Annotated in this window: 13 protein-coding genes; 6 read left to right on the top strand and 7 right to left on the bottom strand. The window is 70.3% G+C overall.

Annotation, left to right across the window (positions count from 1 at the left end):
* Positions 1-56: 56 nt before the first annotated feature.
* A complete protein-coding gene (treS, locus tag AC2VOR_RS03640) occupies positions 57-1,883 on the bottom strand; it encodes a maltose alpha-D-glucosyltransferase (RefSeq protein ID WP_369741220.1) in 1,827 nt (608 codons plus the stop codon).
* A gap of 118 nt (positions 1,884-2,001) precedes the next feature.
* Positions 2,002-3,081: a S1C family serine protease gene (locus AC2VOR_RS03635; protein WP_369741221.1), complete on the bottom strand. Its 1,080-nt coding sequence runs from the start codon at positions 3,079-3,081 to the stop codon at positions 2,002-2,004.
* A gap of 240 nt (positions 3,082-3,321) precedes the next feature.
* Between AC2VOR_RS03635 and AC2VOR_RS03630 the strand changes: the two genes are divergently transcribed.
* The 3 genes from AC2VOR_RS03630 (at position 3,322) to AC2VOR_RS03620 (ending at position 6,516) form a co-directional block, all read left to right on the top strand.
* Positions 3,322-3,741: a TIGR03668 family PPOX class F420-dependent oxidoreductase gene (locus AC2VOR_RS03630; protein WP_369741222.1), complete on the top strand. Its 420-nt coding sequence runs from the start codon at positions 3,322-3,324 to the stop codon at positions 3,739-3,741.
* 129 nt (positions 3,742-3,870) lie between these two features.
* Positions 3,871-6,027 carry an elongation factor G-like protein EF-G2 gene (locus AC2VOR_RS03625; protein ID WP_486963212.1) on the top strand — a complete coding sequence of 719 codons (2,157 nt, stop codon included), beginning with the start codon at positions 3,871-3,873 and terminating at the stop codon, positions 6,025-6,027.
* Positions 6,028-6,033: 6 nt separating this feature from the next.
* Complete coding sequence (locus tag AC2VOR_RS03620; RefSeq protein WP_369741224.1) at positions 6,034-6,516, top strand: hypothetical protein; 483 nt, start codon at positions 6,034-6,036, stop codon at positions 6,514-6,516.
* Between the two features lie 73 nt (positions 6,517-6,589).
* On the opposite strand, the gene AC2VOR_RS03615 is transcribed toward AC2VOR_RS03620, so the two are convergent.
* Positions 6,590-8,164, bottom strand: a complete 1,575-nt coding sequence (locus tag AC2VOR_RS03615) for a FadD7 family fatty acid--CoA ligase (RefSeq protein WP_369741225.1) — start codon at positions 8,162-8,164, stop codon at positions 6,590-6,592.
* A gap of 254 nt (positions 8,165-8,418) precedes the next feature.
* On the opposite strand from AC2VOR_RS03615, the gene oxc reads away from it, so the two are divergent.
* Positions 8,419-10,152 (top strand): oxalyl-CoA decarboxylase, encoded by a 1,734-nt coding sequence (gene oxc / locus AC2VOR_RS03610; RefSeq protein ID WP_486963211.1) that lies wholly within the window; start codon positions 8,419-8,421, stop codon positions 10,150-10,152.
* On the opposite strand, the gene AC2VOR_RS03605 is transcribed toward oxc, so the two are convergent.
* Positions 10,136-11,068: a LysR family transcriptional regulator gene (locus AC2VOR_RS03605; protein ID WP_369741809.1), complete on the bottom strand. Its 933-nt coding sequence runs from the start codon at positions 11,066-11,068 to the stop codon at positions 10,136-10,138. The genes oxc and AC2VOR_RS03605 overlap by 17 nt on opposite strands.
* Before the next feature lie 240 nt (positions 11,069-11,308).
* Between AC2VOR_RS03605 and AC2VOR_RS03600 the strand changes: the two genes are divergently transcribed.
* Complete coding sequence (locus AC2VOR_RS03600; protein ID WP_369741227.1) at positions 11,309-12,076, top strand: L,D-transpeptidase; 768 nt, start codon at positions 11,309-11,311, stop codon at positions 12,074-12,076.
* A 120-nt stretch (positions 12,077-12,196) separates the two neighbouring features.
* Here AC2VOR_RS03600 and AC2VOR_RS03595 read toward each other — a convergent pair whose 3' ends face one another.
* Positions 12,197-12,835 carry a hypothetical protein gene (locus AC2VOR_RS03595; RefSeq protein WP_486963210.1) on the bottom strand — a complete coding sequence of 213 codons (639 nt, stop codon included), beginning with the start codon at positions 12,833-12,835 and terminating at the stop codon, positions 12,197-12,199.
* Positions 12,836-13,003: 168 nt separating this feature from the next.
* On the opposite strand from AC2VOR_RS03595, the gene AC2VOR_RS03590 reads away from it, so the two are divergent.
* On the top strand, positions 13,004-13,936 hold the full coding sequence (locus tag AC2VOR_RS03590) for an NADP-dependent oxidoreductase (RefSeq protein ID WP_369741810.1): 933 nt from the start codon (positions 13,004-13,006) through the stop codon (positions 13,934-13,936).
* On the opposite strand, the gene AC2VOR_RS03585 is transcribed toward AC2VOR_RS03590, so the two are convergent.
* Both AC2VOR_RS03585 and AC2VOR_RS03580 read right to left on the bottom strand, forming a co-directional pair.
* Positions 13,928-15,664, bottom strand: coding sequence for an NRAMP family divalent metal transporter (locus AC2VOR_RS03585; RefSeq protein ID WP_486963209.1), 1,737 nt, complete (start codon positions 15,662-15,664; stop codon positions 13,928-13,930). The genes AC2VOR_RS03590 and AC2VOR_RS03585 overlap by 9 nt on opposite strands.
* 86 nt (positions 15,665-15,750) lie before the next feature.
* Complete coding sequence (locus AC2VOR_RS03580) at positions 15,751-15,900, bottom strand: hypothetical protein (protein WP_369741230.1); 150 nt, start codon at positions 15,898-15,900, stop codon at positions 15,751-15,753.
* Positions 15,901-16,010 lie beyond the last annotated feature (110 nt).

Raw genomic sequence — 16,010 nt, 5'->3', positions numbered from 1 at the left:
CACACTCACAACCGCCGCTCCTCCTCATCGCTCCGCTCTGCATCGTCGCGGCACACTCACAACCGCCGCTCCTCCTCATCGCTCCGCTCTGCATCGTCGCGGCGGTGTGGGTCATGCCTTTCCTCCGATGCGCACAGTTGAAACCAATAAAAGCCGTGTCCCGGCAGCGTCAGCAGGTAGGGCAGGTGACCGATCCGCGGAAACTCCACGTGCCCGGTCAGCTCCGTCGGTGTGTAGCCGCTCCAGTGCTGCAGGTTCAGCTCGATGGGCTGCGGGAACCGCGACAGGTTGTTGACGCACAACACGATGTCGCCATCATCGGCCGCCTGACGCACGAAAGCCAGCACCGACGGGTTGGATCCACCCAGTTCTTCGAAGCTCCCGATGGCAAAAGCGTCGTGCCGCCGGCGCACCGCCAGCATCGTGCGGGTGAAGTTGAGCAGCGATGTCGACGTGTCACGCTGGGCCTCGACGTTGACGGCCTGGTACCCGTACACCGGGTCCTGGCTGGGCGGCAGGTAGAGCCGGCCCGGGTTGGCGGCGGAAAACCCGGCGTTGCGGTCCGGTGTCCACTGCATCGGGGTGCGCACCCCGTCGCGGTCGCCCAGCCAGATCACGTCACCCATGCCGATCTCGTCGCCGTAGTACAGCACCGGCGATCCCGGCAGCGACAGCAGCAGCGCGGTGAACAGTTCGATCTGGTTGCGGTCGTTGTCCAGCAGGGGCGCCAGCCGGCGACGAATCCCGACGTTGGCCTTCATCCGCGGGTCCTTGGCGTACTCGGAGTACATGTAGTCGCGCTCCTCGTCGGTGACCATCTCCAGCGTCAACTCGTCGTGGTTGCGCAGGAAGATGCCCCACTGGGCCATCTCGGGAATCTCGGGGGTCTGGGCGAGGATCTCCGAGATCGGGAACCGCGATTCCCGCCGGACGGCCATGAAGATGCGCGGCATGAGCGGGAAGTGGAACGCCATGTGGCATTCGTCGCCGCCGGTGCTGGGATCGCCGAAGTACTCCACGACGTCGGCCGGCCACTGGTTGGCCTCGGCGAGCAGCACCCGGCCGGGGAACTCGTCGTCGATGACCTTGCGGACTCGCTTGAGGAACGCGTGCGTCTCGGGCAGGTTCTCGCAGTTGGTGCCCTCGCGCTCGAACAGGTATGGCACCGCGTCCAGCCGGAACCCGTCGATCCCGAGACCCAGCCAGAAGCGCATGACGTCGATCATCGCCTCCTGCACCGCCGGGCAGTCGTAGTTGAGGTCCGGCTGGTGGGAGAAGAACCGGTGCCAGTAGAACTGGCGGCGGACCGGGTCGAACGTCCAGTTCGACTCCTCGGTGTCGACGAAGATGATCCGCGCGTCGGTGTATTTCTCGCTGGTGTCGCTCCACACGTAGTAGTCGCCGTAGGGCCCGTCGGGATCGTGGCGCGACTCCTGGAACCACGGATGCGAATCCGAGGTGTGGTTCATCACCAGGTCGGTGATGACCCGGATGCCGCGCCGGTGGGCCGCGTCGAGCAGCGCGACGAAATCGTCGACGGTGCCGAACTCGGGCAGCACCTTGTAGAAGTCGCGGATGTCGTAGCCGCCGTCACGCAGCGGCGAGTCGTAGAACGGGGGCAGCCAGATGCAGTCGATGCCCAGCCATTGCAGATAGTCGAGCCGTTGGTGCAGCCCACGCAGGTCGCCCGCCCCGTCGGCGCTGGCGTCGTAGAACGCGCGCACCAGCACCTCGTAGAAGACGGAGTGCTTGAACCAGGTCGGGTCGGCCGGCAGTGCCGCCGCGTTGCGGAAATCCTCTGCGTTCGGGTGCTCGACCACGCCGCCCTGGACGTGGCTGCCCTCTGCGGGATGGTGTTCGACAGCGTCTCGTGTGTCGTTCATCAATTCCACGATGCCACGGGTACCCGAGGCGGCGCGCCGGGAATCACGCCCGCGACGCCGCGGCGAACCACGCCGGGCGGCAAGCGGATTGGACGGCGGGCACCACCCCGGACGGGTGTCAGGCCGGCGGGCCGTCCGCCAGGGTCACGACAGCCTCGCGGTCGCCGCCCGACACGGAGCGATAGCTCACCGTGATGTTGTCGCCCGGGTGATGCGGGACGAGAGCGTCCGTCATCGAGGTGGCCCCGCGGATCGGGGCACCGTCGATCGAGGTGATCACGTCGCCCGGCGCGAAGCCCGCCCCCGCGGCGGGGCCGTCGCCGACCACGCGTTCGACCCGTGCGCCGTTGCCGCCGTTGTCGACGACGCCGAGGCCGAGGAAGGCCGTGGGGCCGATGTGCACGGTGTTCGAGCCGGCACCGGAGCGGATCTGGCCGGCCACTCCCATCGCCTGGCCGATCGGGATGGCGAAGCCCTGCCCGCCGGACATCTTGTAGTTGTCGGTGGCGGCGGTGTTCATGCCGATCACCTGGCCGTTGCCATTGACCATCGGCCCGCCGGAGTCGCCCGGCTTGATCGGCGTGTCCGCCTGGATCAGACCGCCCAGCGTCTCCTGGGCGCCGGTCAGGGTGTCGGTGGCGTCGACGGTCTGGTTGAGGCCGATGACGTGGCCGGCCACCGCGCTGGGCGTTCCGCCCTGTCCGCCGGCGTTGCCCATCGCGACCACCGGCTCGCCGATGTTGGCGCCGCCGCCGATCGCGGCGGTCGGCAAGCCGGCCGCCCCGCGCAGCTGCAGCACCGCGACGTCCTGGGTGCGGTCGTAGCCGATCACGTCGACGCCGTAGGTCTGGCCGTTGCCGACGTCGAACGCGCTGATGTCGGTGGCGCCGGCGATCACGTGGTTGTTGGTCAGCACCACACCGTTGGGGTCGATGACGATCCCCGTGCCGGCCCCCACCGCGTTGTTGTAGCCGAACTTGGTGTTGATGTTGACCACCTGCGGCCCGACCTGCGCGACCAGCGCCGCCGGGTCGAGCGCGAGCATGGGGCGGTCGGCGATCCGATCCAGCGCGGGGGTGGACGACCCGGGAGGTGCGGCCGACGCGGGCACCGCGCCCAGGCCCAGGCCCAGGCCGACCACGGCCAGCACGCTGGCTAACCATGACCACCAGACCGAGCGGTGATGCCCTTTGCTCATCCGTACCTCCTGTAGCCGAGAATCAGAAATCGCCCCGGCCTCCGGCTCTGAGGCGGGACGACTTTGTATTTATAACCGTAATGCAGATCGTCATTCAGGCGCTCGTCAGGGTTTCGCGGTCGGCGTAACCGCGGTGGGGACGCCGGCCCGAGCCGGCCGCGGCGAGAACCCGCCGGTTTGCTGCGCGGCCGCCCCGGCCGCGGGGTCGGCGATCGGTCCCGGTGCCTCTAAGCTGAGACGGTGGGCGATTTCGACGCCAGGGCCAGGTTCACCCGCTCCCCGGTGGCCCGGCTTGCCACGATCACACCCGAGGGCCTCCCCCACCTGGTGCCGGTGGTTTTCGCGCTCGACGACGGCGCCGGCGGCTACGTGGTGTACACCGCCGTCGACGGCAAACCCAAAACCACCCGGCGGCTGCGGCGGCTGGCCAACATCGAGAAGCACCCGCGGGTGAGCCTGCTCGTCGACCACTACACCGACGACTGGACGCGGCTGTGGTGGGTCCGGGCCGACGGGGTCGCCGCCGTCCACGACGACGGCCCGGCGATGGACGCCGGACGGCGGCTACTGCGCGCCAAATACCACCAGTACCAAACGGTTTCGTTGGACGGCCCCGTCATCGCGGTCACGGTTCAGCGGTGGTCGGGCTGGCAGGCCTGAGCACGCCCGGCGCGGGCCGGTCAACGATTCGTCCCGGGCTCTTGTGGTCCCTGGTGGTTGGGTGAAGGGTAGCTAGATACCGAGATAGGTGTACGGCAGTAAGCGACCCGGGAAATTCGGAGGGAAGCCATGGCGGACAGGACGAACGGTTCCCAGGGCGCGACGGCCGCCCCCACCGCCACCGGCCCGGGCGACATTCGCAACGTCGTGCTCGTCGGACCGTCCGGGGCCGGCAAGACCACCCTCGTCGAAGCCCTGCTCGTCGCGGCCGGGGTGCTGTCCCGGGCCGGCTCGGTCACAGACGGCACCACGGTGTGCGACTACGACGACGCCGAGATCCGCCAGCAGCGGTCTGTGGGCGTCGCCGTCGCGTCCCTGTCGCACGACGGCATCAAGGTCAACCTCGTCGACACCCCCGGATACGCCGACTTCGTGGGCGAACTGCGGGCCGGACTGCGGGCGGCAGACTGCGCGCTGTTCGTCATCGCCGCCAACGAGGGGGTCGACGCGCCGACGAAGCTGCTGTGGCAGGAGTGCAGCCGGGTCGGCATGCCCCGCGCGGTGGTGATCACCAAGCTCGACCACGCGCGGGCCGATTACTCCGAGGCGCTGGCCGCCGCACAGGACGCGTTCGGCGACAAGGTGTTACCGCTGTACCTGCCCGGCTCCCTGCCGGCCTGCGCCGGCCTGATCGGCCTGCTGTCGCAAACCTGCTACGACTACGCGGACGGGCGGCGCACGGCCCACCCGCCGGACCCGTCGGACACCGACCGCATCGAGAGCGCCCGCGGCGCCCTGATCGAGGGGATCATCGAGGAGTCCGAGGACGAGTCCCTGATGGAGCGCTATCTGGGCGGCGGGACGATCGACGAGGCCGTGCTCATCGCGGACCTCGAGCGGGCCGTGGCCCGGGCGTCGTTCTTCCCGGTGATCCCGGTGTGCAGCGGGACCGGCGTCGGAACCCAGGAACTGCTGGAGATCATCACCCGCGGCTTCCCCTCCCCGATGGAGCACCCGCTGCCGGAGGTGTTCACCCCGCAGGGCGCCCCGCACACCACGCTGGCCTGCGACCCCGACGCGCCGCTGCTCGCGGAGGTGGTGAAGACGACGTCGGACCCCTACGTCGGCAGGGTCAGCCTGGTCCGGGTGTTCTCCGGCACGGTCAGGCCCGACGCGACGGTTCACGTGTCGGGCCATTTTGCGTCGTTCTTCGGCGCCGGCAACGGGAACGGCAGCACCCACCCCGACCACGACGAGGACGAGCGCGTCGGGGCGCTGTCGTTTCCGCTGGGCAAGCAGCAACGCCCGGCGCAGGCGGCGGTCGCGGGCGACATCTGCGCGATCGGCAAGCTGAGCCGCGCCGAGACCGGCGACACGCTGTCGGACAAGTCCGAGCCCCTGGTGCTCAAGCCCTGGACGATGCCCGAACCGCTGCTGCCGGTCGCCATCGCGGCGCACGCCAAGACCGACGAGGACAAGCTGTCGGTCGGGTTGGGGCGGTTGGCCGCCGAGGATCCGACACTGCGCATCGAGCAGAACCCGGAGACGCACCAGATCGTGTTGTGGTGCATGGGCGAGGCCCACGCCGGTGTGGTCCTGGACGCGCTGGCCAACCGCTACGGCGTGACCGTGGACACCGTCGACGTCCGGATCCCGCTGCGGGAGACGTTCGGCGGCAAGGCCAAAGGCCAGGGCCGCCATGTCAAGCAGTCGGGTGGGCACGGCCAGTACGCGGTGTGCGACATCGAGGTGGAGCCGCTGCCGGAGGGCTCCGGGTTCGAGTTCCTCGACAAGGTGGTCGGCGGGGCGGTGCCGCGCCAGTTCATCCCCAGCGTGGAGAAGGGTGTGCGCACCCAGATGGAAAAGGGTGTGCACGCCGGCTATCCGGTGGTCGACATCCGCGTCACCCTGCTCGACGGCAAGGCGCACAGCGTGGACTCCTCGGACTTCGCGTTCCAGACGGCCGGCGCGCTGGCGTTGCGGGAGGCGGCGGCGGCGACCCGGGTGGCGCTGCTCGAACCCATCGACGAGATCTCGGTGCTGGTGCCCGACGACTTCGTCGGCGCGGTGATGGGCGACCTGTCGAGCCGGCGCGGGCGGGTCCTGGGCACCGAGGCCGGTTGCGACCGCACGATCGTGCACGCCGAGGTGCCGCAGGTGGAGCTGGTCCGCTACGCCATCGATCTGCGCTCCCTGGCGCACGGGGCCGCGTCGTTCACCCGGTCGTTCGCCCGTTACGAACCGATGCCGGAATCGGCGGCCGCAAAGGTGGCGGCTACTGTCTGACAAGGCATGTCGACATTCAACGGACTTCCCGCCCATATCCTGCTGAACCATTTCGTCGTCGTTCTCGCACCGCTGACGGCGGTCCTGGCGATCCTGTGCGCGCTGTGGCCGGCGGCGCGCCGGCGGCTGATCTGGCTCGTCGTCCTGCTGGCGGTGGCCACGGTGGCCCTGACCCCGGTGACCGCCGGCGCAGGCGCGTGGCTGGCGGCGCGGGTGCGCGCCGCGCCCGCCGCGGTGCCCGTGCTGGCCGCGCACGAGCAGTTGGGTTCGACGTTCATCTACATCGTCGCGGCGCTGCTGGCCACCGTCGCGCTGCTGGCCGCCGTCCATGTCCGCCAGACGCGCGGAACGGCGGTCAGCCTCGTGGCGCAGTCGGTGGTCGGGGTGCTGGTGGTCGTCGCCGCGGCCGCGACGCTGATCCAGACCTACCGCATCGGCGATTCCGGCGCCCGGGCGGCCTGGGGCACGGTGTCCTCAGCCACCCCCTAGACCGCGAGCGTGCGTGTCGCGACGGCGACACGCCGCCACCGCTGACATTCTGCGCACGCTCGCGCTCGGCGGGCTACCCCTGTTGAGGGCCGAACTGCCGGGCCACGGCGCGGCGGTCCAGCGAGCCCTTCGCGGTGTGGGGCAACTCCCCGGCTTCCTGGAAGGTGGTGGGCACCTCGTAGGGTGCCAGCTTCTCCCGGCAGAACGCCACCAGTTCGTCGGGGGCCGGCGCGGCGAGTTGCCGGGGAACGAACACCGCGGCCACGGTCTCCCCGTACACCTTGTCGGGCATGCCGAACACCGCGACCTCCAGCACACCGGGGTGGCTGGCCAGGACGGCCTCGACCCGCTCCGGTGAGATCTTCTCCCCGCCGCGATTGATCAGCTCCTTGATCCTGCCGCGGATGCTCAGGTCGCCGGCCGCCGACAGCGACCCCAGGTCGCCGGTGCGCAGCCAACCGTCGGTGAAGTTTGCCGCGGTGATCGCCGGATCGCCGAGGTAGCCCCGCACGACGGTGGGGCCGCGCAGCCAGACCTCGCCGACGGCCCCGGCCTCCAGCGACTGACCGTCGGGCCCGGCGATCCTGATCTCGGGTCCGGTCGAACGGCCGACGAGACCCGGTGTCTCGGACGGGTTTTCGCGTTCGTCGATTCCCGTGCTGGACACCTGGTGGGTCGCCTCGGTCATGCCGAACGCGCACACCACCGGCGCGGAGAAGGTGTCGCGCAGCGCCTGCGCCGTCTCCGGCGTGAGCGGGGCGCTGCAGCTGCGGATGAACCGCAGCGCGGCCTTTTCGGTCTGCTGCCGATCGGTCTTGGCGCGCTCCAGCAGGATCTGGTGAATCGTCGGGACCGCGGTGTACCAGGTGGCCCGAACGGCGTCGATGTCGTCCCAGAACGTGTGCGCCGAGAACCGCCCGCGTGCCGGCAGCAACACCGCACCCCCGGACGCCAGGGTCGACAACAGCGCAGCGAGCAGCCCATGCCCGTGGTAGAGCGGCATCACCGCGACGGTCGCATCGTCGGGCCCGAAACCGTAGCCGGCGACGATCGCGCGCACCGAGGCCGCGAGATTGGCGTTGGTCCACGGGACCATCTTCGGGAGGCCGGTCGTTCCCCCGGTGAACATGATCATGGCGTCGTCGCCCCGCAGCCCTTCGGGCGCCCGCGTAGGCGCGCCGCAAGCCTGCGCGGCGTCCAGGTCGACCTCCGGGCCGCGGTCGGGCCCCACGGTCACCGCGATCGGCCACCACCCCGGCGCCGACTCCCGCTCGTCGGGCACGTCCCCGTCGACGAGGACCACCCGCGCGCCCACCGCCTCGCTGCGCCGCCGCTGCTCGCCGACGGGCAGGGCCGGGTCCAGCGGGACGGCGATCAGCTCCGCGCGCGACGCCGCCAGCAGGCCGACGACGAATTCGGCGTTGCTCCCCGCGCGCAGCGCGACCCGGTCACCGGGCGTCAGCCCGGCCGCCCCGAGCCGGCCGGCCAGGTCGTCGACCAGTCCGACCAGGTCGCGGTAGCTGACCCGGATGCGGTCCTCGGTGACGACGAGCGCCGGCGCCTCCGGGTGCGCGGCCGCCGCCGCCGCGACCAGGTCGGCGATGCGCGGGCTCGCGGATGCCTCGGTCGACTCAGTCCCCATCGCCATGTCCCTTCCTCGAGGGCCCTCGCCGGGCCGCGAAATTCCTGCTCGCACCCTGCCGCGCCGCCGCGGCGGCCGTCTAATACCGATGCCCTCACAATTGATAACCGATGGCTATCGAGCGGGGGTGACCAGCCCTCGAACGCCGTCGATAAATTGCGTGAATCGCTGGATAGCGGCTTAGTGTTGGACGACTCCGGCCCCGCGGAACACAGTGATCACGGACCCCAACGACCACCAGGACACGAGGAGTTGCCACCATGACCACCGATTCGGCATCTCCGGAGTCGACGCGTTCGACCGACGGCTTCCACCTCGTCGTCGATGCGCTCAGGGCCAACGGCGTCGACACCGTCTACGGGATCGTCGGCATCCCGATCACCGACCTGGCCCGCGTCGCGCAGGCGTCCGGGATCCGCTACATCGGCTTCCGCCAGGAGACGTCGGCCGGCAACGCCGCCGCGGCGGCCGGGTTCCTCACCCGGCGTCCGGGTGTCTGCCTGACGACGTCGGGGCCCGGTTTCCTCAACGGCCTGCCCGCGCTCGCCAACGCCACGACGAACTGCTTCCCGATGATCCAGATCTCGGGTTCCAGCAATCGCGCGCTGGTCGATCTGCAGCGCGGCGACTACCAGGATCTCGACCAGCTCAGCGCCGCAAAGCCTTTCGCGAAGGCGGCTTACCGGATCGCCCGCGTCGAGGAGATCGGCCGCGGGATCGCGCGCGCCGTACGCACCGCGGTTTCCGGCCGGCCGGGCGGGGTGTACCTCGACATCCCCGGTGAGGTGCTTGGCCAGACGATGGACGCGGCCGCCGCGGCGCACACCGTGTGGCGGGTGGTGGACCCGGCGCCGCGCCAGCTCCCGGCACCGGACGCGGTCGAGCGCGCGCTGGACCTGCTCGCCCGGGCCCGGCGCCCGCTGATCGTGCTCGGCAAGGGTGCTGCGTACGCCCAGGCCGACGAAGCGATCCGGAACTTCGTGGAGGACACGGGCATTCCGTTCCTGCCGATGTCGATGGCCAAGGGACTGCTGCCGGACTCGCACCCGCAGTCCGCCGCGGCGGCCCGCTCGCTGGCCATCTCGCGCGCGGACACGGTGCTGCTCGTCGGCGCCCGGCTGAACTGGCTGCTGGGCCACGGCGCGGCGCCGCAGTGGTCGGCCGATGCCGCGTTCATCCAGGTCGACATCGCAGCTTCGGAGTTCGACAGCAACCAGCCGATCGCGGCGCCACTGGCCGGCGACATCGGTTCGGTGGTGTCGGCGCTGCGCGACGGTGCGCTCGCACGCCCGATCACCGCGCCGGCGCAATGGGTCGAGGAGCTGGCCGAGCGTAAATCGCGCAACGAAGCCAAGATGCGGGAGCTCCTGTCCGAAAACCCGCACCCCATGCGATTTTACAACGCGCTGGGTGCGATTCGCTCCGTGCTGCAGGACAACCCGGACGTGTACGTGGTGAACGAGGGTGCCAACGCGCTGGACCTGGCCCGCAACGTCATCGACATGCAGACACCGCGCCGCCGGCTCGACACCGGAACCTGGGGGGTGATGGGCATCGGCATGGGCTACGCGATCGCCGCCGCGGTCGAGACGGGCAAGCCCGTGGTCGCGATCGAGGGCGACAGCGCATTCGGCTTCTCCGGCATGGAGGTCGAGACCATCTGCCGCTATCAGCTTCCGGTGACCGTGGTGATCCTCAACAACGGCGGCGTCTACCGCGGTGACGAGGCGCCGGCCGGCAGCGATCCGGCGCCCACGGTGCTCAACGCGCGGGCGCGCCATGAGCTGATCGCAGAGGCGTTCGGCGGCAAGGGGTATCACGTCACCACGCCCGACGAACTGCGCTCGGCGCTGACCGCGGCGATCGCCGCCGGTAGCCCGTCGATCATCGACTGCGAACTCGACCCGTCGGCCGGCGTCGAAAGTGGCCACCTGGCAAGGCTGAACCCGACCAGCGCTGCCGCGCCGGCCGCCAAGCTCAGCGCCGGTGCGTGAGGCCCAGCAGCTGGGCGTCGAAGAACTCGTCGAGTGCGAGCTCCTGGGCCGAGGCGGCCAACGCGCGCGCGATCGGCGAGCCGGGCCCGGCGGAGTTCGTGGCGAGCACGATCTCGGCCTTCACCACCGGGTCCACCATGGCGACCGCGCGGATCTCGGCGTTCAGCGGCGAGGTCCACAGCCAGGTGTGCGGCACGATGCACGCCCAGTTGCCCGTGGTCACCTGCGCGAACAGCGAAGCCACCGAATCGGTTTCGACCTGCGGGGTGACGGCCATCGCGTGGCCGGCGAAGGCGTCGTCGATGATCTGCCGGTCCCGCATGTCCGGGGTGAGCAGCGCCAGCGGCAACTGCGCGGCCTCCGGCCACGTCAGCGTCGTCGCACCGGAGGGCAACATGTCCGCGGGTGCTAACAGCACGTAGCGCTCCTCGTAGAGCGGGACCAGGTCGACGTCGCGCGCTTCGTCGGGCGCGGCGTGCACGATGGCGGCGTGCAGCTCGAACTCGCGCACGCGCCGGTACAGTTCGGTGGCCGCCAGCCGGGACAGCACCTGGACCTTGGCCAGCGGGTGCGCCGAGCAGAAAGCCGAGAGCAACAACGACGCGGTCGTCGAGGCGGTCGGAACGGTGCCCAGCCGAAGCGTCCCGGTGATGCCCGACCGCACGGCGTGCACCTCGGCCTTGAAGGCGTCGTGTTCGGCGAGAATCCTTTTGGCCCACACGACCAACCGCTCGCCCTCGGGGGTCAGGCCCTCGAAGCTGTGTCCACGGTTGATCAGCGTGACGTTGAGTTCACGCTCCAGTTTGGCGATCGCCGAGGACAACGCGGGCTGCGAGACGTAGCACCTCTCGGCCGCCCTGGCGAAGTGGCGTTCCTGCGCCACCGCGACGAAGTACTCCAACTGACGGAAGAGCACCCGCACCTCCTGGCCTCCGGGCAACGCTTCGCCGAGGCTAACGCGTCGCCCGCGCGTCGGCTAATCCCGCGGCGCCCCGGCAAACCCGTGCACCGCTCGGTGACGAAATCGCGCCCGAGGGGGGACCGGATCGTGATCCGCACACCGCAGTAATGCGTCATCGTTTGCTGAAACCGGCATCGGGTAGTCAACAACTAGAATGTCGTTGTGTTGGTCGCACCATCTCGGAGGGCGGACGCTATGCGTCGAGGGGTTCGTTATCTATTTGTTATGGTGGCGATCACAACGACGATCACAACGACCGGTCTGGTGGGCTCCGCGCCGCGCAGCGTGGCCGCGGTTCCGGCGCCCGAACCGGCTCCCGGGGTCGCCTCGATTTTGCCCGCCGACGGGGCGGTGGTGGGGGTGGCGCATCCCGTGGTGGTGACGTTCGCCGCGCCGGTTTCCGACCGTGCCGCCGCCCAGCGGTCCATCCACGTGTCGTCGGCGAGTACCGTGCCCGGCCACTTCGAGTGGCCCCGCGACAACGTCGTGCAGTGGGCGCCGGACCGGTACTGGCCCGCCCACAGCCACGTCTCGGTGGGGGTGCAGGCGCTGACGACGGGCTTCGACGTCGGTGACGCGGTGGTCGGCGTCGCGAGCATCTCCGCGCACACCTTCACCGTCAGCAGGAACGGCGAGGTGCTGCGCACCATGCCGGCGTCCATGGGCAAGCCCACCCGGCCCACGCCGATCGGGCATTTCACCGCCCTGGAAAAGCAGCGCAGCGTGGTGATGGACTCGCGCACCATCGGCATCCCGCTCAGCTCCCCCGAGGGCTACAAGATCACTGCCTACTACGCGGTCCGGGTCACCTGGAGCGGCGTCTACGTGCACTCGGCGCCGTGGTCGGTCGACTCGCAGGGCTACGCCAACGTCAGCCATGGCTGCATCAACCTCAGCCCCGACAACGCCGCCTGGTATTTCAACACCGTCAACGTCGGCGATCCGATCACCGTCGTGGCCTGACGCCGGCGTGGTCCCGGGTCGGGGCGGGGCCGGCCGAGGTAGGCGGTGGGTCCCGGCAAACTCAGCCCGCCAATGCCGTTGGGGCCGAAGTCCGTCCGCGCCCGTCGCCGAGCCGCCCGGTCAACCGGGCAGCTGGTCCTTGATCCCGGCGTCCTGCTTGCGGCCGATGTCGATCACGGCGTCCCGATCCATCGGCGCATCCGGAGGGCTGTCGAATTCCATGTTGACCAGCGCGTTGCCCTCGGTGAACAGCAGCACGGTGACCGCTTTGGCGTTGTCGGGCGCGGTGCCCGAGGCGCCGGAGATCATGGCCCCGTGGGAGCCGACGTCGACCGGCTGCCACGTGCCGCTGACCTTGCCCGCGTAGTTTTTCTTGGTGTTCTCGACACCGGCCGCCGCCGCCGCGGGGTCCGCGAGGATCAAGATGAAGTCCCCGACCCGCCTGCTGTTGTCGGCGTTGACGAACAACTGCGCAACGCCGAGGCCGTTGTCCGGGTTCAGCACGGGAGGTTGGGGAGCGCTGAAATCGGGCCCGATGTCGGCCGGCTTGATGAGCAGCACGCTGTAATCCGTTTGCTGTCCCGGCGGCGGGCTCGTCACCGTGCCCGGCGCGGCCGACGAGGTCGGCGCGGCCGATGACGTCGTCGTGCTCGACGAGGTCGGCGCCGAAGGGGTCTGGTGGTTTCCGCACCCGGCGGCCGCCGCGCCCACCACGAGCGCGAGCGCGCAGCCGGTGGCGGCTTTGCGGGCGGTCTGCATGGCGTTCCTTCCCCGTCGAGAAACCCCTGTCGATGCGGCGCCTGACGCTGCAGCGAAACGCCGGCGCGAACAGGCCAGCTTATGAACATACGCGGCATGCCCGGCGGTGGGTACCGGATCACGACCTATGCTGGCGCCAAAGGCCGGTTTCGCCGGGAAGGGGGCGCGATGGCGCGCGCGGTGCGGTTCGACCGTTACGGGGGCCGCGACGTCCTGTACGTGGCGGACATCGACATGCCGTCGCCGGGGCCGGGCGAGGTGGTGGTCGAAGTCCGCGCCGCCGGGATCAATCCCGGCGAGGCCGGAATCCGCACCGGGGCGATGCACGAGATGTTCCCCGCGACGTTCCCGTCGGGCCAGGGCAGCGACCTCGCCGGCGTGGTGACCGCGCTGGGACCCGGAGTGACCGAATTCGCCGTCGGCGACGAGGTGCTGGGCTTCAGCCTGCGCCGGTCCAGTCACGCCACCCACACCGCGGTGCCGGTGCATCAACTGATCCACAAGCCGGCCGAACTAGCTTGGGAGGTGGCGGGTTCGCTGTATGTCGCCGGTGTCACCGCGTACGCGGCCGTCCGCGCGGTCGCGCCGCGGCCGGGGGAGACGGTCGCCGTGTCGGCGGCCGCCGGCGGGGTCGGCAGCCTGGTCGTGCAACTGCTGGGCCTGCGGAAGGCCGTCGTGCTCGGCATCGCGGGGCCCGGGAACGCGGGATGGCTGCGCGACCACGGCGTCATCCCGGTCGCCTACGGCGACGGCCTGGCGGAGCGGCTGCGGGCGGCGGCACCGGACGGAATCGACGCGTTCATCGACCTGTTCGGCCCGGACTACCTCGACCTGGCGGTGGACCTCGGTGTGGCACCGGAGCGCATCGAGACCATCATCTCGTTCCAGAAGGCCGCCGAGATCGGCGCCCGGACCGAGGGCAGCATGGACGCCTCCACACCGGAGGTGCTCGCCGAGATGGCCGGCCTGATCACCGCCGGCGCCATCGACTTCGAGATCGCCGCCACCTATCCGCTGGACCGGGTCGCGGACGCCTACGCAGAACTCGAGAGGCGGCACACCCGCGGCAAAATCGTTCTGCTGCCCGGTGGCTCACAGTGACGCGGCGGGCGCGACGATGCCGGCCTGCACGACCTTGACGATCACCAGCACGACGGCCACCACCAGGTAGGCACGCAGGGTGAACAGCCCCATCCGCCGGACCGGCGACATGGTGGGCCGGTCCAGCGCGGCCAATTCGGGTGTCTGCCAGTTCATCCGGTCCTGCCGGAGCACCGCGCGGCGTTCGGCACGCGAGAGCAGCGGGGTGCCGTCGAGCTGGTCGACCTGCTCGGGGTCCAGGCCACCGCCGAGGGCCCGCACGACGGCTTCGGCCTGGCGCCGGGCGGTGTACCGCCGGCCGGCGACGATCCCGGCGGCTCCGACGGCGACGCCCAGCACCGCGCCGCCCGCGAGGCCGGCCTCGATCGTGGTGGTGGACAAGCCCGGGAAGAAGGTCGTCGCCGTCAGGGCCAGCGACAGCAGCACGAGCGACCACACGATGGCCCACGCGATGATGTTCTGCCGCACCGTGTTCACCCACGGACCCAGCACCGCGCGGTCGTTGCACAGCAGGACCAAGAACACCGTGGCCGAGGGCAGCAGGACGCCGGCGAGCGCCTGCACGCCCTGGGTCACCAGGCCGAGCACGTGATCGGGGCTGAACGCCACCGCCGCCGACACGGCGAGCAGCAGCGCGTAGCCGCCATAGAACAGGGGCGCCTCACTGACCCTCCAGTGCAGCGAGTGCCGCCGTCCCATCGCGTCGCCCACGGCGTAGGTGGTGGCCAACCCGATGGCGTTCGCGCCGATCAGCGACGCGTCGAGCAGGATGATCGCGAACAGCACCCCCACCGTGCCGCCGAGGTGGCGGGACAGGCCCGCGGCGACGGCTCCCGCGTCGGTGAACTCGCCCGTGCCGGCCAACCCGAACGCGGTCACCGCCATCAACGCGGTGGCGCCGACCATGACCACGACGATCCCGATGACCAGATCGGCGCGCGCGTAAGGAATCCAGCGTGCCGTGATGCGCTTGTCCACCACATTGGACTGCTGGAAGAAGAGCTGCCACGGCGCCACCGTCGTGCCCACGATCGCGATGGTCAGCAACAGCACGGTGGAGTTCAGGCCACCCGGGAACCGCGGCACCAGCCCCCCGGCGGTCCCCGCCAGGGTGGGATGCACCAGCAGCACCATCGGAACGATCAGCACGTTCACCGCGATCAGCCCGAACATCAGCGCCTCCCACCGCCGGAACGAGCCACCGGCCACCACGGCGAACAACAGCACGGCGGCGGCGGGGATCGCGACGATTTTGGGGCAGCCCAGGTAGCCCAGGGCCAGGGCCACCCCGATGAACTCGGTGACGATCGTCAAAGCGTTGAGAATCAACAGGTCCCCAACGCTGAACGCACCCCAGAACTTGCCGAACCGCTCGAATATCAGCCGCGCGTGCCCCACCCGGGTGACCGCGCCGAGCCGCAGCACCATCTCCTGGTTGACGTAGAGCACCGGGATCAGGAACACCAGCGTCCACAACAGGGCCATACCGTAGTTCTGACCGGCCTGTGCGTAGGTCGCGACGCCGCCGGCGTCGTTGTCGCCCACCATGACGATCAGCCCCGGTCCGGTGATGACCATCAGGGTGCGCAGGCGCCGCCAGCGGCTGCCGGTGCCGTCGTGGCGGATCCGGCCGAACGCGCCGACGATGTCGCCGGCGTGCGCGGAGTCCAGCACGGCCTGCCCGGCCGCGTCGGGCAGGCCGTGCTGCTGCGTGGAAAGTGAAGTCATCGAATTCTCACTGTCTGTGCGAGAGTCGAGCCCAAAGGCGTAGGGCGACTCAGACCGTCGATATGACAGGACGGGGCGCGGACCGATCAGCGCCGGTGGTGCACACCGCCCGGCGACCGCGTGCCGGGAGCGGCCAGCACGCCGATCGGCATCCGCGACACGTAGCGGTCCGCCCACTCCTGGGGGGTCGGGCGGTGCCGTGCGCACCAATTAGTCAGTACCGCAACAAAAGCCATGGTGTTCTCCTGGTGGAGGCCCGATCGGCTCACGACGTGCAGCGCGTCAGACGCGCCCGGCGATCAGCCGGCGCAGTGATGGCCGGAACCGGATTGGGACGAGACGGAAT

The sequence above is a fragment of the Mycobacterium sp. TH-M103 genome (genome assembly GCF_057473785.1).
Note: the sequence above shows the minus strand (reverse complement) of the source record. Positions and strands in the feature narration are given on the sequence as shown.